This window comes from Gordonia ajococcus, from assembly GCF_012974285.1.
In the GTDB taxonomy this organism is placed as follows: Bacteria; Actinomycetota; Actinomycetes; order Mycobacteriales; family Mycobacteriaceae; genus Gordonia; species Gordonia amicalis.
Genome location: NZ_CP052884.1, coordinates 2,790,301 through 2,809,630, shown reverse-complemented (window position 1 = coordinate 2,809,630; position 19,330 = coordinate 2,790,301). Strand labels below are relative to the sequence as shown.

Annotated in this window: 17 protein-coding genes; 8 read left to right on the top strand and 9 right to left on the bottom strand. The window is 68.2% G+C overall.

The window, feature by feature from the left end; all coding sequences use genetic code 11:
- The first annotated feature begins 36 nt into the window (after positions 1 to 36).
- The 6 genes from whiA (at position 37) to ppc (ending at position 7,537) form a co-directional block, all read left to right on the top strand.
- Positions 37 to 1,014 (top strand): DNA-binding protein WhiA, encoded by a 978-nt coding sequence (gene whiA / locus GAA2_RS12680; RefSeq protein WP_174324723.1) that lies wholly within the window; start codon positions 37 to 39, stop codon positions 1,012 to 1,014.
- A gap of 178 nt (positions 1,015 to 1,192) precedes the next feature.
- Positions 1,193 to 2,212, top strand: coding sequence for a type I glyceraldehyde-3-phosphate dehydrogenase (gene gap, locus GAA2_RS12675; protein WP_006436277.1), 1,020 nt, complete (start codon positions 1,193 to 1,195; stop codon positions 2,210 to 2,212).
- 38 nt (positions 2,213 to 2,250) lie between these two features.
- A complete protein-coding gene (locus GAA2_RS12670) occupies positions 2,251 to 3,462 on the top strand; it encodes a phosphoglycerate kinase (protein WP_159405603.1) in 1,212 nt (403 codons plus the stop codon).
- Between the two features lie 3 nt (positions 3,463 to 3,465).
- Positions 3,466 to 4,254 carry a triose-phosphate isomerase gene (tpiA, locus tag GAA2_RS12665; RefSeq protein WP_024497118.1) on the top strand — a complete coding sequence of 263 codons (789 nt, stop codon included), beginning with the start codon at positions 3,466 to 3,468 and terminating at the stop codon, positions 4,252 to 4,254.
- 110 nt (positions 4,255 to 4,364) lie between these two features.
- A complete protein-coding gene (secG, locus tag GAA2_RS12660) occupies positions 4,365 to 4,598 on the top strand; it encodes a preprotein translocase subunit SecG (protein WP_006357231.1) in 234 nt (77 codons plus the stop codon).
- A gap of 98 nt (positions 4,599 to 4,696) precedes the next feature.
- On the top strand, positions 4,697 to 7,537 hold the full coding sequence (gene ppc, locus GAA2_RS12655; RefSeq protein ID WP_191834380.1) for a phosphoenolpyruvate carboxylase: 2,841 nt from the start codon (positions 4,697 to 4,699) through the stop codon (positions 7,535 to 7,537).
- 115 nt (positions 7,538 to 7,652) lie between these two features.
- Here the strand turns inward: ppc and GAA2_RS12650 are convergent, their stop codons facing one another.
- Genes GAA2_RS12650 through tkt form a run of 6 tightly spaced genes read right to left on the bottom strand, consistent with a single transcriptional unit; the run spans position 7,653 to position 14,728 of the window.
- The gene (locus tag GAA2_RS12650) at positions 7,653 to 8,180 is read right to left on the bottom strand and encodes a hypothetical protein (RefSeq protein ID WP_024497116.1); all 528 of its coding nucleotides are present in this window, start codon (positions 8,178 to 8,180) and stop codon (positions 7,653 to 7,655) included.
- Positions 8,181 to 8,217: 37 nt separating this feature from the next.
- Positions 8,218 to 8,955 (bottom strand): 6-phosphogluconolactonase, encoded by a 738-nt coding sequence (pgl, locus tag GAA2_RS12645; protein WP_024497115.1) that lies wholly within the window; start codon positions 8,953 to 8,955, stop codon positions 8,218 to 8,220.
- Positions 8,952 to 9,884, bottom strand: a complete 933-nt coding sequence (locus GAA2_RS12640) for a glucose-6-phosphate dehydrogenase assembly protein OpcA (RefSeq protein ID WP_024497114.1) — start codon at positions 9,882 to 9,884, stop codon at positions 8,952 to 8,954. The genes pgl and GAA2_RS12640 overlap by 4 nt, the downstream gene beginning before the upstream one ends.
- A 34-nt stretch (positions 9,885 to 9,918) precedes the next feature.
- On the bottom strand, positions 9,919 to 11,472 hold the full coding sequence (zwf, locus tag GAA2_RS12635) for a glucose-6-phosphate dehydrogenase (protein ID WP_024497113.1): 1,554 nt from the start codon (positions 11,470 to 11,472) through the stop codon (positions 9,919 to 9,921).
- Between the two features lie 7 nt (positions 11,473 to 11,479).
- Positions 11,480 to 12,601, bottom strand: coding sequence for a transaldolase (gene tal, locus GAA2_RS12630; RefSeq protein ID WP_024497112.1), 1,122 nt, complete (start codon positions 12,599 to 12,601; stop codon positions 11,480 to 11,482).
- 48 nt (positions 12,602 to 12,649) lie between these two features.
- Positions 12,650 to 14,728, bottom strand: a complete 2,079-nt coding sequence (gene tkt / locus GAA2_RS12625; RefSeq protein WP_024497111.1) for a transketolase — start codon at positions 14,726 to 14,728, stop codon at positions 12,650 to 12,652.
- A gap of 240 nt (positions 14,729 to 14,968) precedes the next feature.
- Between tkt and GAA2_RS12620 the strand changes: the two genes are divergently transcribed.
- Positions 14,969 to 15,961 (top strand): heme o synthase, encoded by a 993-nt coding sequence (locus GAA2_RS12620; RefSeq protein WP_024497110.1) that lies wholly within the window; start codon positions 14,969 to 14,971, stop codon positions 15,959 to 15,961.
- 19 nt (positions 15,962 to 15,980) lie between these two features.
- Here the strand turns inward: GAA2_RS12620 and GAA2_RS12615 are convergent, their stop codons facing one another.
- Positions 15,981 to 16,955, bottom strand: coding sequence for a quinone oxidoreductase family protein (locus tag GAA2_RS12615; protein WP_024497109.1), 975 nt, complete (start codon positions 16,953 to 16,955; stop codon positions 15,981 to 15,983).
- 74 nt (positions 16,956 to 17,029) lie between these two features.
- Here GAA2_RS12615 and GAA2_RS12610 point away from each other — a divergent pair, with 74 nt between their 5' ends.
- Entirely contained in the window at positions 17,030 to 17,413 is a 384-nt protein-coding gene (locus GAA2_RS12610) for a hypothetical protein (protein ID WP_024497108.1), read from the top strand.
- A gap of 92 nt (positions 17,414 to 17,505) precedes the next feature.
- On the opposite strand, the gene GAA2_RS12605 is transcribed toward GAA2_RS12610, so the two are convergent.
- Positions 17,506 to 18,528 carry a COX15/CtaA family protein gene (locus GAA2_RS12605; RefSeq protein ID WP_024497107.1) on the bottom strand — a complete coding sequence of 341 codons (1,023 nt, stop codon included), beginning with the start codon at positions 18,526 to 18,528 and terminating at the stop codon, positions 17,506 to 17,508.
- Positions 18,525 to 19,328: an ABC transporter permease gene (locus GAA2_RS12600; protein WP_024497106.1), complete on the bottom strand. Its 804-nt coding sequence runs from the start codon at positions 19,326 to 19,328 to the stop codon at positions 18,525 to 18,527. The genes GAA2_RS12605 and GAA2_RS12600 overlap by 4 nt, the downstream gene beginning before the upstream one ends.
- Positions 19,329 to 19,330: the final 2 nt, after the last annotated feature.

Below are 19,330 nucleotides of genomic sequence, written 5' to 3'. Positions count from 1 at the left end.
TGTGGGCTGTTGACAGGAGGACAGGGACCGGTGGCGATGACGGCGGCGGTGAAAGACGAGCTGAGTCGCCTGTCGGTGACTCAGGTGAGTTGCCGGAGAGCCGAGGTGTCGGCGCTGCTGCGTTTCGCCGGCGGTCTGCACATCGTGGCGGGCCGCGTCGTGGTGGAGGCCGAGGTCGACATGGGCAATGTCGCGCGGCGCCTGCGACGCGAGATCCACGACCTCTTCGGCTACGGCTCCGACGTTCACGTCCTGCGCGGCGGCGGGCTGCGCAAGTCGGCGCGCTACATCGTGCGCATCACCAAGGACGGCGAGGGCCTCGCCCGGCAGACCGGCCTGCTCGACCTGCGTGGCCGCCCGGTGCGCGGCCTTCCGGCCCAGGTCGTCGGCGGTAGCGTCGCGGATGCCGAAGCCGCTTGGCGCGGAGCATTTCTCGCCCATGGATCACTGACCGAGCCCGGGCGTTCGTCGGCGCTGGAGGTCAGCTGCCCCGGACCCGAGGCCGCGCTCGCGCTCGTCGGCGCAGCCCGCCGGCTCGGCGTCACCGCGAAGGCCCGCGAGGTCCGCGGCGCCGACCGTGTCGTCATCCGCGACGGCGAGGCGATCGGCGCGCTGCTCACGCGGATGGGTGCCCACGACACACGCCTGGTATGGGAGGAACGCCGCATGCGCCGCGAGGTGCGTGCGACCGCCAACCGCCTCGCCAATTTCGACGACGCCAACCTCCGACGTTCGGCCCGTGCGGCGGTGGCCGCGGCCGCTCGCGTCGAACGCGCTCTGGAGATCCTCGGCGACGAGGTGCCCGATCACCTCGTCGCGGCGGGCCAGCTGCGCATCACCCACCGGCAGGCCTCTCTCGAGGAACTCGGCCAGCTCGCCGACCCGCCGATGACCAAGGACGCGGTCGCCGGACGCATCCGCCGTCTGCTGTCGATGGCCGACAAGAAGGCGCGCCAGGACGGCATCCCGGATACCGAGGCGGCGGTCACCTCGGAGCTCCTCGACGAAGCCTGAGCGGAGCGGGAAAGCCGACAGACCGACCTGCGGTGTGCCGGACCGAACCCCTCCTACTAGGCTGAGGTCGACGTGTGCGGACCGGGGATCACTCGTGTGCCATCGGTGACCGCTCACGGCGCGGCCAGCAGGGCTTGACCCACAGGCCTGACCATGAATACCGCTAAGGAGCACAACTGTGACTGTTCGGGTAGGCGTCAACGGATTCGGCCGGATCGGCCGCAACTTCTTCCGTGCCGTCGAAGCGCAAAAGGCTTTGGGCACCACTGACATCGAGATCGTCGCGGTCAACGATCTCACCGACAACGCGACTCTCGCACACCTGCTGAAGTTCGACTCGATCCTCGGCCGCCTGTCCGACGACGTCAGCCTCGAGGGCGACGACACCATCGTGGTCGGCGACAAGAAGATCAAGGCGCTCGAGGTCAAGGAAGGCCCCGCCGCGATCCCGTGGGGCGACCTGGGCGTCGACGTCGTCGTCGAGTCGACCGGCATCTTCACCGCACGCGCCAAGGCCCAGGGTCACCTGGATGCCGGCGCCAAGAAGGTCATCATCTCGGCCCCCGCGTCGGATGAGGACATCACCATCGTCATGGGCGTCAACGACGACAAGTACGACGGCAGCCAGAACATCATCTCGAACGCCTCGTGCACCACGAACTGCCTCGGCCCGCTGGCCAAGGTCCTCAACGACGAGTTCGGCATCGTCAAGGGCCTCATGACCACGATCCACGCCTACACCCAGGACCAGAACCTGCAGGACGGTCCGCACAAGGATCTGCGTCGCGCCCGCGCCGCCGCCATCAACATCGTGCCCACCTCGACCGGTGCCGCCAAGGCCATCGGCCTGGTGCTTCCGGAGCTGAAGGGCAAACTCGACGGCTACGCCCTGCGTGTGCCGATCCCCACCGGCTCGGTCACCGACCTCACCGCGCAGCTGGCCAAGTCGGCCACCGCCGATGAGATCAACGCCGCGCTCAAGGCCGCTGCCGAGGGCCCGCTGAAGGGCATCCTGAAGTACTACGACGCCCCGATCGTCTCCTCCGACATCGTCACCGACCCGCACAGCTCGCTGTTCGACGCCGGGCTGACCAAGGTCATCGACGATCAGGCCAAGGTCGTGTCCTGGTACGACAACGAGTGGGGCTACTCGAACCGCCTCGTCGACCTCATCGGTCTCGTCGGCAACTCGCTCTAGTCCACTCGTCGTACAACGGAAAGAGGAGTCAACGCCTCATGGGTGTTCCCACTCTGAAGAACCTTCTGGAAGAGGGTGTCTCGGGTCGGGGAGTGCTGGTCCGCTCGGATTTCAACGTCCCGCTCGACGGGTCGACGATCACCGATCCCGGCCGCATCCTCGCCTCCCTGCCCACCCTCAACGCGCTCATCGACGCCGGTGCCAAGGTGATCATCACCGCGCACCTCGGTCGTCCGAAGGGCGAGCCCGACCCGAAGTTCTCGCTCGCGCCCGTCGCGGCGCGCCTCGGCGAGGAACTCGGCCGCAACGTGCAGCTCGCCGGTGACGTGGTCGGAACCGACGCGCTCGCCCGCGCGGAGGGTCTCACCGACGGCGACGTCCTGCTCCTGGAGAACATCCGCTTCGATCCGCGGGAGACCTCCAAGGACGACGCCGAACGCGAGAAGCTCGCCGAGGCCCTCGTCGAACTGGTCGGCGAGGACGGCGCGTTCGTGTCGGACGGCTTCGGAGTGGTCCACCGCAAGCAGGCCTCGGTCTACGACGTCGCCAAGCTCCTCCCGCACTACGCGGGAGAGCTGGTGGCGGCCGAGGTCGAGGTCCTGTCGAAGCTCACCGACGAGGTGACCCGCCCCTACGCGGTCGTCCTCGGCGGCTCGAAGGTCTCCGACAAGCTCGGGGTCATCGAGGCGTTGGCTCCCAAGGTCGACACGCTGGTCATCGGCGGCGGCATGGCGTTCACCTTCCTGGCCGCACAAGGCCATCCGGTGGGTACCTCGCTGCTGCAGGAGGACCAGATCGACGTCTGCAAGAGCCTGCTCGAGCGTTTCGGCGACGTCATCCACCTGCCCGTCGACGTGGTGGTGGCCGACAAGTTCGCCCCCGACGCCCAGGCGCAGACGGTGGCCGCCGACGCCATCCCCGACGGCTGGATGGGTCTCGACATCGGACCGGAGTCGGTGAAGCGATTCGCCGCGGTCCTCTCGGGTGCCCAGACCGTCTTCTGGAACGGTCCGTCCGGTGTGTTCGAGTTCGAGAAGTTCTCGGCCGGCACCCGCGGGGTCGCGGAGGCCATCGCCGGTGCGACCGGCAACGGCGCGTTCACCGTGGTCGGTGGCGGCGACTCGGCCGCCGCGGTGCGGACCCTGGGTCTGCCCGACTCCGACTTCTCGCACATCTCCACCGGAGGTGGCGCATCGCTGGAGTACCTCGAGGGCAAGGAACTCCCCGGACTGAAGGTGCTGGAGAGCTGAACCATGGCAACTCGTAAACCGCTCATCGCGGGCAACTGGAAGATGAACCTCAACCACCTCGAGGCCATCGCGCTGGTTCAGAAGATCGCCTTCGCGTTGCCCGCGAAGTACTTCGACAAGGTCGACGTGACGGTGATCCCGCCGTTCACCGACATCCGCAGCGTGCAGACCGTCGTCGACGGCGACAAGCTCCTGCTCACCTACGGTGCGCAGGACCTGTCGCAGCACGACTCGGGTGCCTACACCGGCGAGATCAGCGGTGCCTTCCTCGCGAAGCTCGGCTGCACGTTCGTCGTCGTCGGCCACTCGGAGCGTCGGACCCTGCACGGTGAGACCGACGAGATCGTGCTGGCCAAGACCAGGGCCGCGCTCAAGCACGATCTCACCCCGATCGTCTGCATCGGCGAGGGGCTCGAGATCCGCGAGGCGGGTGAGCACGTCGCGTACAACGTGGCACAGCTCAAGGGCTCCCTCGCCGGCCTGTCGGCCGCCGAGATCGCCAAGACCGTCATCGCCTACGAGCCGGTCTGGGCCATCGGCACCGGCCGGGTGGCCGGCGCCGCCGACGCCCAGGAGGTCTGCAAGGCGATCCGCGAGACCCTCGCGGAGATCGCCGACGAGCAGACCGCGGCCTCGGTCCGCATCCTCTACGGCGGCTCGGTGAACGCCAAGAACGTCGGCGACATCGTCGGCCAGACCGACGTCGACGGTGCCCTCGTCGGCGGCGCGTCGCTGAAGTCGGACGAGTTCGCGACACTGTCGGCGATCGCCGCGGGTGGCCCCTTGCCCTGACGGGTCACACCCACGCGTACACTGTGGCAGGTTGGTGTCGGCTCACGTCGGCACCACCTGCTACAGCTGTATCTCCAGGTGTTTACGGAAGGGCGTTTCGACTCGTGACTGTGCAAGGTGCACTCGACATCGGATTGATCGTGACCAGCGTGCTGCTGATCGTGCTCGTCCTGCTGCACCGCGGCAAGGGTGGCGGTCTGTCGTCGCTGTTCGGCGGCGGTGTCCAGTCCAGCCTGTCGGGTTCGAGCGTCGTCGAACGCAACCTCGACCGGCTGACCATCTTCGTCGGCCTCATCTGGGTGATCTTCATCGTCGGCGTGGGCGTCGACATCAAACTCTCCTGAGCTGGTTTCTGCTTCGGACCTCGGGCGACGCGTGAAACGCGTCGCCCGATGCTTTCTCCGGGATGCCGGATGGCCCCGATCTCGGGATACTTGGTCGCATGAGTGAAACCGCCCCCTCCCGGGGAGCCCCGGCATCTCGTCCGTCCATGTCGATCGTCGACCACATCGTCGTCGACGACGAGGGCCGTGCACTCACCGAACCGTTGCGTGAGGACATCCGTCTGCTCGGCGGCATCCTCGGCGAGGTCGTCGCCGAACATTCCGGCACCGACGTCTTCGATCTCGTCGAATCAGCTCGTGTGGCCGCTTTCGGCGTGCGCCGCAACGAGATCGACCGCAACGAACTCGCGGAGATGTTCACCGACCTCGACGTGTCCACCGCGGTTCCGGTCATCCGCGCCTTCAGTCACTTCGCGTTGTTGGCCAACCTGGCCGAGGACATCCACCGCGAACGTCGCCGTGCCATTCACGTGCGAGCCGGTGACCCGCCGCAGAAGTCCAGCCTGGCCGCGACCTACCGGCAGCTCGCCGACGCCGGACTCGGCGACGAGGAGGTCGGCAAGGCACTCGCCGACGCCAACGTCGTGCCGGTCATCACCGCCCATCCCACCGAGACCCGGCGCCGCACGGTGTTCGAGGCGCAGCACCGGATCACCGAGCTGATGCGCTTCCGCGGCCGTACCGAACTGACCCCCGACGAGGACGCCGAGGTCACCGAAGCGATCCGGCGTCAGATCCTCACGCTGTGGCAGACCGCGCTCATCCGCCTCGAACGACTCACCATCCAGGACGAGATCCGTTCGGGGCTGCGCTATTACGACGCCTCGTTCTTCGACGTGGTGCCGGCCATCAACACCTCCGTGCGCGCCGCCCTGCGGTCGGCCTACCCCGGCGCGGGTCTCGCCGACGAGCCGATGATCCGCATGGGGTCCTGGATCGGCGGCGACCGCGACGGGAACCCCTTCGTGACCGCCGAGGTGGTCACCCTGGCGGCCACGCTGGCCGCCGAGACCGCGGTGGGACACCACCTCGCCGAACTCGAGAACCTCGCCCAGGAACTGAGCATGTCGGCGCGGCTGATCACCGGAACCGAACCGCTGCTCGAACTCGCCGGTGCCGACCCCGAGGACCCCGGCGCCGACGAGCCGTTTCGGCTCGCGTTGCGGCACATCCGATCCCGCCTCGCGGCGACCGCCGACCAGATGTTCGACGAGGACTTCCTCTCGTCGAGCGATCTGTTCCTCGTCGACGGCAAACCGCCCTACTCCGACGCCGCCGAGTTGCTCGTCGACCTCGACGTCATCGACGCGGCCCTGCGGGTCAACAACGACGCCTCCATCGCCGACGACCGGCTCCTGGCCCTCCGGGAATCGGTGCGCACGTTCGGCTTCCACCTGTCCGGGCTCGACATGCGGCAGAACTCCGACATGCACGAGGAAGTGGTCGCCGAGCTCCTCGCCTGGGCGGGCGTGCACGGCGACTACGCCTCGCTCGACGAGGCGGAACGCGTCGAGATCCTGTCCGCCGAACTGCAGCGGCGCCGCCCCCTCACCAGTCCCGATGCGGAACTGAGCGAGCTGGCGACCAAGGAGCTCGGGATCGTGCGGGCGGCCGCGAAGGCGGTCGCGACGTTCGGTCCGGAAGCGGTGCCCAACTACATCATCAGCATGTGCACCTCGGTGAGCGACATGCTCGAAGCGCTCATCCTGCTCAAGGAGGCCGGCCTCTACGACCCCGGCGCCGCCGGCGAGAACGACCCGCGCTCGACGGTGCGGGTCGTACCGCTGTTCGAGACGATCGAGGATCTGCAGCAGGGCGCTGCGACCCTGCTCGCCGTTCTCGAGGTGCCCTTCTACCGGGCGCTCGTGGAGTACCAGAACGGCATGCAGGAGATCATGCTCGGATACTCCGACTCCAACAAGGACGGCGGCTACATGGCCGCCAACTGGGCGCTGTACCGCGCCGAGCTCGACCTCGTGGAGGCGGCGTCCCGGTCGGGAATCCGGTTGCGGCTCTTTCACGGTCGCGGTGGAACCGTCGGCCGCGGCGGCGGCCCCAGCTACGACGCCATCCTCGCTCAGCCGCCCGGCGCGGTGCAGGGGTCGCTGCGCATCACCGAGCAGGGCGAGATCATCGCCGCCAAGTACGCCGAGCCGGTGACCGCCCGCCGCAACCTGGAGACACTGCTGGCCGCGACCATCGAATCGTCGCTGCTCGACGTCGAAGGTCTCGGCGACGAATCGGAGTCGGCGTACGAGATCATGGACGACATCGCCGCCAGGGCACGTGCGGCCTACAGCCGTCTCGTGCACGAGACACCGGGGTTCGTCGAGTACTTCACCACCTCCACACCGTTGTCGGAGATCGGTGCCCTCAACATCGGCAGTCGTCCGGCGTCTCGAAAGCAGACCGAGAAGATCACCGATCTCCGCGCGATCCCATGGGTGCTGTCGTGGACACAGTCGCGGGTGATGCTGCCGGGCTGGTACGGCACCGGTTCCGCGTTCGAGGAGTGGGTGGCCGACGACCCGACCCGCCTGGAGGCCCTGCAGCGCTACTACGAGAAGTGGCCGTTCTTCCGCACCGTCATGTCCAACATGGCGCAGGTGTTGGCGAAGTCCGACATGGGTCTGGCACATCGCTACGCACAGCTCGTACCCGACGAGGAACTGCGCGAGCAGGTCTTCGGAATGATCGTCGACGAGCACGAGCGGACGATCGGCATGTGCGCCAAGATCACCGGCATCGATGATCTGCTGCACGACAACGCGGCCCTCAAACGTTCGGTCTACAACCGGTTCCCGTACCTCGAGCCGCTCAATCTGCTCCAGGTGGAACTGCTGCGCCGGTTCCGCGCGGGGGAGGACACCCCACTCGTGCGCCGCGGTATCCAGCTGACCATGAACGGCCTGGCAACCGCGTTGCGCAACAGCGGTTAGCGCGCCTGCGGCCCCCGGGATCGGCGAGGACGTGCCGTTCCCGGCGGGTCGACGGGTATGCGGCGGAGCAGCCAGATCCCGTAAGCGGCGGCCATCGCACCCATCACCAGTTCGATCACCACGGTGAAGACGTCCGGGCCAGAACTCCCCTTCGGTAGTAGGAGCGTCCAGATCTGACCGACAGCGGTGATGAGGACCAGTGGCGGATCACTCCGCGGAAGGTGGCCTCGTCGCCGAACCCCACTGCGACTGCGGCGACGGCGACCAGCGCGAAGTAACCGAGGCTGTGGTCGGCAAATTCGGAGAGTGCCGGTATCACCAGGACGATCACCGGGACGACGACGTAGAGCAGAATGAGCGGCAGTAACAGAACCAGGCTGCGCCAGGTGGGTCGACCGGTGAATCCGGCAGCACCCCAACAGCCCAACGCTGTCAGTAAGACCGCTGGCACCAGGACCATCCACGCGAACTGGACGAACTGCGCCGGACTCGCCGAGGCCGTGACGTCAGCGGCCTCCGGATCGAGCAGCCTCAGTCCCAGCAGTGGCAGCGCGTAGGCGAGTGTGGTGAGCACCGCGAACCACTCGGGCCGTCGGCTGGCGAAGGTCCGCAGCGTGCCGTCGGCGCGGCGACTCTCGGCCAATGCTCTGCGGGACCTTCCCTCGGCTCACACCGTCGACTCAGATGTGCACCGCCGCCGCGTCGTCGAGGAACCAGATGGTCTCGTCGGTGCCGCGGGCGCCTGCGCACGGCCAGTCGGCGGGATCGGCGCCGTTGTGCGCGGCCGCGACGGCCTCGGCCTTGTCGGCACCGGCGACGAGGAACCACACGTTGCGAGACCGGTTGACCACCGGCAGGGTCAAGGTGATCCGACGCGGCGGCGGCTTGGGTGAGTCCTCAACGGCGACAACCGATTTCTCGGTCTCCGCAGTGGCCGCGGTGTGTGGGAAGAGGGAGTTGATGTGGCCTTCGCCGCCCATGCCGAGCAGGTGCAGGTCGAACTGCGGAGCCACGCCGTCGGTGGACCGTCCCGCGAGGACCGCCGCGTAATCGGCGGCGGCGGCATCGATGTCGTCACCGAACGGCCCGTCCGAGGGTGCCATCGGGAACACCCGCGTCGGATCCACCGGCACGTGGTCGAGCAGTGCCTCCCGTGCCTGGCCGGAGTTGCGTTCCGGATCGTCGGCAGGGACGAATCGGTCGTCGCCCCAGTACACGTCGACGCGCGACCAGTCGATGGTGCCGCTGTCGTCGGCCAGGGCCGACAGGATGCCGATCCCGTTGCTGCCGCCGGTCAACACGATGCTCGCGACCCCGCGCTCGGACTGCGCATGGGTCACCAGGTCGACGAAGCGGGCCGCCGCGGTGACGACCAGTTCCTGCTTGGACTCGAAGACCAGCGTCTCGGCAGCGGTCATGGTGTGAGAACTCCTTCGTTCGTGTCGATGAAGTCGACGCCGGGGACACCCCGCAAGGCGACGGCATAGACCTCGTCGGTGTCGAGTCGCCGGAGCTCCTCGGCGATGCACACGGGTAGGTCGCGGTGGCCCATCGCGATTCGGCCGTCGGGCTTGCCCGGCATCGTCAGCACCGCGTTGTTGCCCTCGTCCACGGCGAGGATCGTCGGACCCTCGTCGCGGTGAAGACGGATCTCGAAACTGCCGCGACGGCGCCGCGTGGGTACGTCGAGCGCCGAATGCAACCACCCGGCGATGAGGTCCACCGCCGGGGAATCGTGCGCGCCCGTGACGTCCACCGCGGTGATGCGCGAATGCGGCGGACGGTCGACCGCCGAGGCGAGGATGGCCCGCCAGTGCGTGATGCGCGACCACGCGATGTCGGTGTCGCCGGGGGAGTATGTCTCGAGGCGACGCGCGAGCACCGTGGCCGGATCGGCGTCCTTCGTGGCATCGAGGATGCGACGGTGACCGAGCCTGCCGAGGGGATCGTCCGCGGGGCGTGCGGGGCCCTCACCGGGCCACCATGTGACGACGGGGGTGTCCGGCAACAGGAACGGTGTGACGACGCTTGCCGGTTCGTCGGCGAGGGCGCCGTACAGCGACAGCACCACGACCTCCGACGCGCCGGCGTCCCCGCCCACTCGAATCTGTGCGTCGAGGCGCGAATTCCCTTCGCGAGTACCGCGATACACGACGATGACGCGGCTGGGGTGCTCGCGGCTGGCACCGATGACGGCCTCGATGGCGCCCTCCATGGGTTCGCCCTGTTCGACGCAGACGACCAGGGTGAGCACGCGACCGAGACTGAGCGCGCCGCCGGCCGCCCGCACCTCGATGATCCTCTTCGCGACACTTCGGGTGTCCGTGTCGGGCAGCTCGACGATCATCGCGGATCCTCCTGGAGGGGCTGGGCGGTGGACATCAGGGCCGGCGCCACGCGCGTCCCACGCGGGCCATCATCTCGTCCGCCGACCGCGGACCCCAGGTTCCCGACTCGTAGGTGTCGGGGGAGTCCTCGGCGGCCCACTGTTCGAGCACGGGATCGAGGATCTTCCACGACAATTCGACTTCCTCGTTGACCGGGAACAGTGACGGCACGCCGAGTAGGACGTCGAGGATGAGGCGCTCGTATGCCTCCGGGGACGCCTCGGTGAACGCGGTGCCGTAGCTGAAGTCCATGTTCACGTCGCGGACCTCCATGCTGGAGCCCGGCACCTTGGATCCGAAGCGCAGGGTGATGCCCTCGTCGGGCTGCACCCGGATGACCAGCGCGTTCTGGCTGAGCTCCTCGGTCATCGTCTGGTCGAACGGCAGATGCGGGGCGCGCTTGAAGACCAGCGCGATCTCGGTGACGCGCCGGCCGAGACGCTTGCCGGTCCGCAGGTAGAACGGCACACCCGCCCAGCGACGGGAGTCGACCTCGAGGGCGATCGCGGCGAAGGTCTCGGTCTTGGAGTCCTTGGCGAAGCCGTCCTCCTCTTTGAGCCCGGCCACCTTCTCGCTGCCCTGCCAGCCCGGACCGTACTGGCCGCGGGCGGTGTTCTGATCGATCGGCAGGACGTTGCGAGTGGCCGCCAGGACCTTGATCTTCTCGGCCTGTAACTGCTTGGGCTCGAAGGAGATCGGTTCCTCCATCGCCACCAGGGCCATCAGCTGCAGCAGATGGTTCTGGATGACGTCGCGCGCGGCACCGATGCCGTCGTAGTAGCCGGCCCGCCCACCGATGCCGATGTCCTCGGCCATCGTGATCTGGACGTGGTCGACGTAGTGCGAACTCCACAGCGGGTCGAACAGCTGGTTGGCGAAGCGCAGCGCCAGGATATTCTGCACCGTCTCCTTGCCCAGGTAGTGGTCGATGCGGAACACCGACGACTCCGGGAAGACGTTGTTGACGATGGCGTTGAGTTCGCGGGCCGACTCGAGATCGTGGCCGAACGGCTTCTCGATGACCACGCGGCGCCAACTGTCGCCGTCCGGTGTCGCCAGCCCGCTGCGCTCGAGCTGTTCGCACACCGTCGGGAACGCCTTGGGCGGGATCGACAGGTAGAACGCATGATTTCCGTCCGTGCCGCGTTCGTCGTCGAGCGACTTGAGGGTGTCGCACAACTTGTCGAACGCGGCGTCGTCGTCGAAATCGCCCTGCACGAAGCGGAAGCCCTCCGCGAGGCGCTCCCACACCTCCTCGCGGAAGCCCGTGCGGGCGTGTTCCCGCACGGCGTCGTGCACGATCGCCCCGAAGTCCTCGTCGGTCCAGTCGCGTCGGGCGAAACCGACGAGAGCGAACGACGGGGGGAGCAGGCCGCGGTTGGCGAGGTCGTAGACCGCAGGCATCAACTTCTTCCGTGCCAGGTCACCGGTGACGCCGAAGATGATCAGACTGCACGGACCCGCGATGCGGGGCAGCCGTTTGTCCTGTGGGTCACGGAGCGGGTTGGTCCAAGAACCGGGTCCCACTGAATCCTCACCGGCGGCCACGACGGCCTCAGCCCTTGATCGCCGCGGACAACTGCTCGGCGGTCGCGTTGAGCAGGTCGTTCCAGGCGTCCTCGAACTTGCTCACGCCCTCCTCCTCGAGGACCTTGAAGACGTCGACCGTGTCGACGCCGAGCGCCGCGATCTTGTCGAAGACCTCCTGCGACTCCTGCGCGAGTCCGATGATCGAGCCGGTGTTGACCCAACCGTGGTCGGCGAAGGCGTCCATCGTCTTGCCCGGCATGGTGTTGACCGTGTTGGGCGCGACGAGCTCGCTGACGTACAGGGTGTCTGGGTAGTCCGGGTTCTTCACGCCGGTCGACGCCCAGAGCGCGCGCTGCGGGCGAGCGCCCTTGGCGAGGAGGTCCGGGAAGCGCGACTCGACCTCGAAGACCTGCTGGTAGGCCGAGTAGGCGAGACGGGCGTTGGCCAGCGCCGCCTTGCCCTTCAGTTCGGTGGCCTCCGGGGTGCCGATGGCGTCGAGGCGCTTGTCGATCTCGGTGTCGACGCGGGAGACGAAGAACGACGCCACCGAGTGGATGTTCGACAGGTCGTGGCCGGCTTCCGCGGCGGCGTCGAGGCCGTCGAGGTAGGCGTCCATGACCTCCTTGTAGCGCTCGACCGAAAAGATCAGCGTCACGTTGACGCTGATGCCCTCGGCGATGACCCGGGTGATCGCCGGGAGTCCGGCCTTGGTGGCCGGGATCTTGATCAGCAGGTTCGGGCGGTCCACGATCTTCCACAGCTCGATGGCCTGGGCGACCGTGGCGTCGGTGTCGTGCGCCAGACGGGGATCGACCTCGATGGACACCCGGCCGTCGACGCCGTCGGACTCCTCGTACACCGGGGCCAGTACGTCGCAGGCGTCGCGGACGTCATCGGTGGTCACCGTGCGGATGGTGCCGTCGACATCGGTGCCGCGGGCGGCCAGCTCGGTGACCTGTGCGTTGTAGGCGGTGCCCTTCGACAGTGCCGCCTGGAAGATCGACGGGTTGGTGGTCACGCCGACCACCGACTTGGTCGAGATCAGTTCGGCGAGATCACCGGAGGTGATCAGGTCCCGGGACAGGTCGTCCAGCCACACCGAGACACCGGCGGCGGACAGTTCGGCGAGCTTCTCGTTCTGGGTCACGATTCTCTCCTTGATGAGTGTGGATGAGCCGGTGTCGTGGGCGGCCGGTCAGCCGGCGACGACTCGTTCGGCGGCGGCGGTGACCGCCTCTGCGGTGATCCCGAACTTGGTGAAGAGCACCTTGTAGTCGGCCGACGCGCCGAAGTGCTCGATGCCGACGATCTCGCCGCCGGCACCGACGATCCGGTACCACGGCATCGCGATGCCGGCCTCGACGGCGACACGCGGAACCGAGGGAGGCAGCACGTGGTCCCGGTACCCCTTGGGCTGCTCGTCGAACCACTCGACACACGGCATCGACACGACGCGGGCCTTGATTCCCTTGTCGGCCAAGGCCTTCTGTGCCTCGACCGCCAGGTGCACCTCGGAACCGGTGCCGATCAGCACGACCTGCGGGTCGCCGTCGGAATCGCTGAGCACGTAGCCGCCGTTGGCGACGCCCTGCGCCGAGGTGCCCTCGAGGATCGGGACGTTCTGGCGGGTGAGCGCCAGACCGACCGGGTGGTTGCGCCGGGTCAGCAGGTGCGCCCATGCGTGAGCGGTTTCGTTGGCATCGGCCGGGCGCACGACGTCGAGGTTCGGGATCGCGCGCAGTGCGGCCAGGTGCTCGATCGGCTGGTGGGTCGGGCCGTCCTCGCCGAGACCGATGGAGTCGTGGGTCCAGACGTAGATCGGGTCGATCTCCATCAGCGCGGCCAGGCGCACGGCCGGACGCATGTAGTCGGCGAACTGCAGGAAGGTGCCGCCGTAGGCGCGGGTCGGGCCGTGCAGGGCGATGCCCGACAGGATCGAACCCATCGCGTGCTCGCGGACACCGAAGTGCAGGGTGCGCCCGTACGGGTTGGCCGACCACTTCTTGGTGCTGATCGACGTCGGGCCGAACGAGGGCTCGCCGTCCATCGTGGTGTTGTTCGAGCCGGCGAGGTCGGCGGAACCGCCCCACAGCTCGGGAAGGACGGGCGCGAGGGCGCCGAGGACCTTGCCCGACGCGCTGCGCGTGGCCACGTCCTTGTCGCCGACGTTCCAGGTCGGCAGCTGCTCGGTCCAGCCCTCCGGGAGCTCATGGGCGGTCAGGCGATCGAACAGTGCCTTGGCGTCGGGGTTCTTCTCGGCCCACGCGTCGAACGATGCGGTCCAGGCCTTGCGCTCCTCGGCGCCGCGGTCGACGAGCTTGCGGGTGTGCGCGATGACCTCGTCGGTGACCTCGAAGTTCTTCTCCGGGTCGAAGCCGAGGACCTTCTTGGTGGCGGCGACCTCGTCCTCGCCGAGTGCGGCGCCATGAGCCATGCCGGTGTTCATCATGTTGGGCGCCGGGTAGCCGATGATGGTGCGCAGGCAGATGATCGACGGACGGTCGACGACCTCCTGGGCGGCCTTGATCGCGGCCTCGATGGCCACGACGTCCTCGCCGCCCTCGACGGTCTGGACGTGCCAGCCGTACGCCTCGTAGCGCTTGGCGACATCCTCGGACAGGGCGATGTCGGTGTCGTCCTCGATCGAGATCTGGTTCTGGTCGTAGAACACGATCAGGTTGCCGAGCTGCTGGGTGCCGGCGAGTGAGCTCGCCTCGGAGGTGACGCCCTCCTCGATGTCACCGTCGGAGGCGATCACGTAGATGTAGTGGTCGAACGGGCTCGCGTCGACCGCGGCATCTGGGTCGAACAGGCCGCGCTCGCGGCGGGCGGCCATCGCCATGCCGACCGACGAGGCGAGACCCTGACCGAGCGGACCGGTGGTGATCTCGACGCCGCGGGTGTGGCGGAACTCCGGGTGACCCGGGGTCAGCGAATCCCAGGTGCGCAGCGCCTCGATGTCCTCGAGCTCGAGACCGAAGCCACCCAGGTACAGCTGGATGTAGAGGGTCAGGCTGGAATGTCCGCACGAGAGCACGAAGCGGTCGCGGCCGGCCCAGTCGGTATCGGTGGGATCGTGACGCATGACGCGCTGGAAGAGCGTGTAGGCCAGGGGGGCGAGGCTCATCGCGGTGCCGGGATGACCACTGCCACACTTCTGCACCGCATCGGCGGCCAGCAGGCGGGCCGTGTCGACGGCCCGGGTGTCGAGGTCGCTCCAGTCGTCCGGATGGCGAGGGGTGGTCAGTGCGCGGATCTCATCTGTGTCGGCCACGATGGTGATTGTCTCCTGTGCCTGCTCGGGTTTTCGGCGCGTTCGGGTCCAGAGTAATCGGCCGCGAGGGTGCCCTGCGCGCCGACCGAAACTTACCGCCCGGTTCGCCGATCGGCGCCGGTCGCGGGCTCGGCCACGACGCGATTACGGTTCGCGAAGGCAAACGTCTACCATGCTCTGTAGTAGCCCGCGGCGATCTGTGCGGGCGGACGAGGAGTGTTCGTGAGGATAGGGGAGCGTGTGAGCGGAGACCATCCCGCCGCATCCCACTCGACCGACACCGCATCACCGCAGGTCTCGACCGAGCCGGTCCTGCCGGCGGATCTGACGTGGGCCGGACGTGTGCGCGCGACGGTGCTCGCCTATGTCGCGCTCACCAAACCGCGGGTCATCGAGCTGCTGCTGGTGGCGACGATCCCGGTGATGCTGCAGGCCGACCGCGGCCATGTCGACATCGCCGTCATCGCCTTCACCCTGATCGGTGGCTGGCTCGGCGCCGGCAGCGCGAACACCCTCAACATGGTCGTCGACGCCGACATCGACAAGAAGATGAAGCGCACCGAGCGCCGACCGCTCGCCCGGCGCGCCGTGGCCACCCGGAGTGCGCTGATCTTCGGTCTCGTGCTCTGGGCCGCCTCGTTCGCGGTGCTGTACTTCGCCGCGAACCTGCTGTCCTCGCTGCTCGTCTCGGCGACGATCATCTTCTACGTCGGCGTCTACACGATGATCCTCAAGCGCCGCACCTGGCAGAACGTGGTGTGGGGCGGTGCCGCCGGATGCATGCCGACGCTCGTCGGCTGGGCAGCGGTGACCGGCTCACTCAGCTGGCAGCCGATCGTGCTGTTCCTGGTCATCTTCTTCTGGACCCCGCCACACACCTGGGCGCTGGCGATGCGCTACAAGGAGGACTACAAGGCGGCCGGCGTACCGATGCTCCCGGTCATCGCGACCGAGGAACGCGTCACCCGGCAGATGCTGGTCTACACGTGGCTGACCGTCGTCACCTCGCTGGCCCTGATCCCGGCGACGAGCTGGATCTACACGGTGATCGCGCTGGTCGCCGGCGGCTGGTTCCTCGAGCGGGTCACCAAGCTCTACCGCGACACCAGGCGCGGCGCCGAGGTGAAACCCCTCAAGGTCTTCCTGCAGTCCAACGAGTACCTGGCGATCGTCTTCTGCGGTCTCGCGGTCGACGCGGTCGTCGGCCTGCAGACGATCTCGTCGTACTTCTGATTTCCGTTCGCCGCCGCCGTCAGGAATCCGAGGGCAGTAGCACCGTCGTACCCGTCGTCTTGCGGGCTTCGAGATCAGCATGGGCCTGTGCGGCGTCGGCCAGGCGGTAACGCTGTCCCACCCGCACGTCCACGTCGCCGTCGAGGACGGCCTCGAAGTACTCGCCGGCCCGCCAGTTCAGTTCCTCCGGCGTCGCGGTGAAGTGCGCCAAGGTGGGTCGTGTCACCGCCAGCGAACCGGCCGGGTTGAGGCGCTGCAGATCGAACGGCGGCACCGGTCCACTCGACGCCCCGAACAGCACGATGATGCCGCGGACCGCCGTGGCGGCCAGCGACTGCTCGAAGGTGTCCGCGCCGACGCCGTCGTAGACCACCGGGACACCGAGGCCGTCGGTGAGTTCCCGGACGCGCGCGGCCAGGTCGTCCCCGTACCGCAGCACATGGTCGGCGCCGGCCTGCCGGGACAGGTCCGCCTTCTCGTCGGAGGACACCGTCGTGATGACCCGCAGTCCATGACGTTTGGCCATCTGGGTGAGGATCAGCCCGACCCCGCCGGCCCCCGCGTGGATCAGCACGGTGTCCTCCGGATGAGGGTGGGCGCTGCCGTCGAGGAGGTAGTGGGCGGTGAGACCCCGGAGCAGCGACGAACCGGCGACCGCGTCGTCGACACCGTCGGGCACGACCACCGCCTGCGCGGCGGGGACCGCGACGAGTTCGGCGTACGACGCAGGTGCGGCACACCAGGCGACCCGCTGTCCCACCTCGAAGCCGGTGACCTCCGGACCCACGGAGACGATCTCGCCGGCACCCTCGGTGCCCGGGATGTACGGCGGGATCGACGGGTACAGGCCCCGCCGGAGATAGGTGTCGATGTAGTTCACGCCCACCGCGGAGGTCCGGACGATCACCTCGTCGGCGGCCGGGATCGGGTCGTCGACGGTACCGAAGGCCAGGACGTCCGGGCCGCCGTGACGGGTCACCTGTATCGCACGCACGACACCGTTCTACACGCCGTACAGGCCGGATGTGACGCCCATCCCGGTATCGGGACTGCCCTGCGCTCACCGGTATGCTGAGCGTCATGACTGACAGTGCCGCCACCGACACCACCGCAACGCCGACGGTTCAGGCCCCGGGCGATGTCGTCGCCTCGGTGAAGAAGTTCGTCGCCCGTGAGGGCGGCAGCGCCAAGGTCGTCCTGCAGGCGATCGGTGCGGCCGGTGTCCGTATCACGCTCGTCGGTGAGGCCGGTGGAGTCCTCGGCGACCGGGTCGTCCCCGACCTCGCCACTGCACAGGCCGTCGTCGACGCCGTCGATGGCCTCGAGATCGCCGAGTGGGACCGTGACCTCACCTCGGAGACCACCGTCAAGCCGTCGCATTACCGCAAGATGGCCGGCTGGGTCGCCCGGCAGAAGCGCTTCCCGAAGCCGCGCAACCGCGCGATCCTCTGACGCGGCCGTCCACCCGTACACGAGAACGACCCCCGACGTGCACATCGTCGGGGGTCGTTCTCGTTGTGGGCCGTTCTCGTTGTGGCAGGGACTCAGGCAGCGTCGACGCGCGGCTGATCGGTCGCCCGCGCTACCAACACCTGCCAGGTCGCGCCGATGAGCAGCAGCGCGCTGCCGAACATGTGCGCGATGACGAGCGCGACGGGGAGATCGGTCGCGAACTGGACGAATCCGATCACGCCCTGCAGTGCGAGCAGCGCCACGAAGACCAGCGCCGAGCGCTGCTGCGGACGCGCGAACACGCGGGCGTACACGAGTGCGGCCAGGGCCAGACCGACCAGGACGAACACCGCGTCGGCGTGGAGCTGGGTGGCGTTGTCGGGGTCGAGTCCGTTCCGTGGGGCGTCCACGTCGCCGGCGTGCGGACCGGAACCCGTGACCACCGTGCCGAGGTAGATCGTCACCCAGGTCACCACATAGATCAGCCAGGCGAGGTAGACCCCGAGCCGGCGCGTGGCCGACGCGGGGACATCGGCGTCGACGGCGGCGGGTTCGGCGGGCGTCGGGTAGGGCCGCAGCCGATAGACCAGGACGGTTGCGGCCGACACGAGCGCCATCGACAGCAGGAAGTGCAGGGCGACGACCCATGGGTTGAGGTCGGTGAGGACGGTGATCCCGCCGATCACGCCCTGGAATGGGATGCCCAGCGCGATCAGGGTGACCGTCCACTTGTCGCGGCGCGCCGACCCGGCGTAGCGGAGCACCGCGACCCAGGCGGCGATCGCGATGATGATCAGCACCCAGGTGAGCATCCGGTTGCCGAACTCGATGGCTCCGTGAATGCCCAGTTCCTCGTGCGGGACGAAGGAGTTGTCGGTGCATCGCGGCCAGGTCGGACAACCGAGACCGGAACCGGTCACCCGAACCGCGCCGCCGGTGGCGACGATGCCGACGTTCGACACGAGCAGGGCGATCGCCCAGCGGTGGACGAAGCGGATCGTCGGCCGGCCGAATCCGGGTATGTACCGCCAGACCCCACGCGCCGCCGGCCGGGGGTCGCGCTCGGCGGGAGCCGGGTCGTCGGGTCGTGTCGAAGAAGTCTGCGACGTCGTCATCGGAATCGGAACCACCTCACGGCCAAGGTGCCGGCCACTGCGGCCCACACCAGCAAGACGCCCACCCCGAAGGCGTCGAACGAACCTCCTGCGGCCATCTCCAGGGCCTCACTGAGCGCACCCGAGGGGATGCACCGTGCAAGGGTGTGCACGGGGCCGGGCACGTTGGAATCGACGACCACGAGGCTGCCGAGACCGATGAACGCGAACCACAGCAGGTTCGCCAGGGCCAGGACGACCTCGGCCTTGAGCGTGCCGCCCAGGAGCAGGCCGAGGGTGGCGAAGCAGGTGGTGCCGACGGTGATCACCAGTGCGCCGATGAGCAGGCCGAGTGCGTCGGGCCGCCAGCCGAAGGCGAATCCGATGGCGCCCAGGATGACCGACTGCAGGGCCACCACGATCAGCACCGCCACCGATTTCCCGACGATGATGCCCCACCTCGGGATCGGTGTGGCGCCCAACCGTTTCAGCGCGCCGTAGCGCCGGTCGAAGCCGACGGCGATCGCCTGGCCGGTGAACGCCGTCGACATCACGGCGACCGTCAGGATCGCCGGGACGAAGAGCGTGGCGCGCTCGGCCGGACCGTCGCCGAAGGTCGTGTTGATGGGCAGCAGGCACAACCCGATGAGCAAGGTGATCGGGATGAACATGGTGAGCAGCAACTGTTCACCGTTGCGGAGCAGGAGCTTGAGCTCGAGGGTCGACTGGGCGACGATCATCGCCGTCAGGGATGCCGGGCGCGGCGCGGGACGGAACATGCCCTCGGCGAAGAGAGCCTTCTGGGGAGCGGGGGAGTTCACTG

Coding starts and splice junctions, on each gene's coding strand:
- GAA2_RS12605 (WP_024497107.1), bottom strand. CDS start 18,528: ATGACGACGTCGCAGACTTCTTCGACACGACCCGACGACCCGGCTCCC.
- GAA2_RS12640 (WP_024497114.1), bottom strand. CDS start 9,884: ATGATCGTCGAGCTGCCCGACACGGACACCCGAAGTGTCGCGAAGAGG.
- whiA (WP_174324723.1), top strand. CDS start 37: ATGACGGCGGCGGTGAAAGACGAGCTGAGTCGCCTGTCGGTGACTCAG.
- GAA2_RS12610 (WP_024497108.1), top strand. CDS start 17,030: ATGCTGAGCGTCATGACTGACAGTGCCGCCACCGACACCACCGCAACG.
- ppc (WP_191834380.1), top strand. CDS start 4,697: ATGAGTGAAACCGCCCCCTCCCGGGGAGCCCCGGCATCTCGTCCGTCC.
- tpiA (WP_024497118.1), top strand. CDS start 3,466: ATGGCAACTCGTAAACCGCTCATCGCGGGCAACTGGAAGATGAACCTC.
- GAA2_RS12670 (WP_159405603.1), top strand. CDS start 2,251: ATGGGTGTTCCCACTCTGAAGAACCTTCTGGAAGAGGGTGTCTCGGGT.
- pgl (WP_024497115.1), bottom strand. CDS start 8,955: ATGACCGCTGCCGAGACGCTGGTCTTCGAGTCCAAGCAGGAACTGGTC.